The sequence below is a fragment of the Endozoicomonas sp. ONNA1 genome, from assembly GCF_024606325.1.
Taxonomy (GTDB): Bacteria; Pseudomonadota; Gammaproteobacteria; order Pseudomonadales; family Endozoicomonadaceae; genus Endozoicomonas_A.
The window spans coordinates 1-1,399 of record NZ_JAHHPN010000311.1; the positions used below are offsets into that span (position 1 = coordinate 1).

Annotated in this window: 1 protein-coding gene; it reads right to left on the reverse strand. The window is 47.6% G+C overall.

The genetic code is table 11. The features are described from left to right. On the reverse strand, positions 1 to 1,355 hold a 1,355-nt coding region (locus tag KDK19_RS07330), incomplete at its 3' end, for an F-box/WD repeat-containing protein (RefSeq protein WP_257291646.1). Positions 1,356 to 1,399 lie beyond the last annotated feature (44 nt).

Below are 1,399 nucleotides of genomic sequence, written 5' to 3' on the forward strand. Positions count from 1 at the left end.
TCCTCACTGGTCGTTACCAGATGGCGGCTATCGGCGCTGAAGCTGGCGGAGGTAACCACCTCTTGGTGTTGAATGGTGTCTTTTAATACCCACTCAGCGGTTTGCAGGCCATGGATTTTTGCCTTGCTATCACTGGTAGTTACCACATAACGGCCATCGGCGCTGAAGTTGGCTGATTTGACCCAATAATCATGAATAATGGTGGTCATTTCTTCCCAGGATCCATTGTCCTGCAGGCCATAGATGATTGCTCTGTGATCGGCGCTGGCGGTTACCAGGTGGCGGCCATTGGTGCTGAAAGTGTAGTAGTAGATTATATCATCGTGGTGAATGGTGGCATTGACTTTCCATGATCCATCATCCTGACTGTAGAGGGTTGCATTGTTATCTTCACTCAGGATCACCAAATGACGCCCATCGGCGCTAAAGCTAACCGACGAGACCGGAGCATTGTGGTTAATGCTGTATTTTGCTTCCCATGAGCCATCGGTCTCCTGGCTGTAAATCTTCACCTCATTACTCAAACTGGCGGTCACTACATGGCAGCTATCGGCACTGAATGAGGCCGAGGTGACCCCATGATTATGGAGAATAGTGGCTTTTACATCCCATGATCCATCGTCCTCCTGAACACAGATTTTCGCCGTGCGATCGTCACTCCCGGTGACCATCTTACGGCTATCGACACTGAAGGTGGCTGATCCGACCCAACCACCGTGGGAAACGGTGGCTGTTTCTATCCATGATCCATCGGGCTTCTGGCCAGTGATTTTCACTGTTTTGTCATAGCCGGCAGTCACCACATGGCGGCCATCAGTGCTGAAACTGGCCGTGGTGATAGAGCGTGGACGGGTACGGGTAATTTCGGTTTTTTCCACCAACTTGAATTTTTCACATTGAGACATCAGTTTACTGTTGGTGAAAACTAACTGAACAGGAAAATAAACATTCTTTTGTTGTTTTATGAGTGACCCGATAGTGCCTATATCCGCAAACGGCTTCAACCAATCACGGAGTTGTTGTTCATCTTTTGTCGTAACAATGGTCTTTAGTTGATATTGGTTTAGTGATGGAAGCCGACGATACCATGCTCTTTCCAGAGCCTTATCGTTTTTTACAAGCTTGTGAAGCTGTTTGCATACCCTTGTTAAAGCTGTCACCCCTCGAAAATCCAAATAGCGAATAATTTTGGCATGTATCTCTTCGGGCAAATGGAATAATGTTGCTTCAATTTTGTCCTTTACAGTAACCTCCCTGCCCAGACTGACACCCTTTGGTGCTTCCTCCAATCGAGGTTGCTTAGGTGTCGGCGGGGCTGAAGAGTCAATCCTGGAATGGTTATCAGTAGAGTGCATGACTGTTCCTTCAAAGTCAGTATTTATCCTCGGTTGGAAAGGAC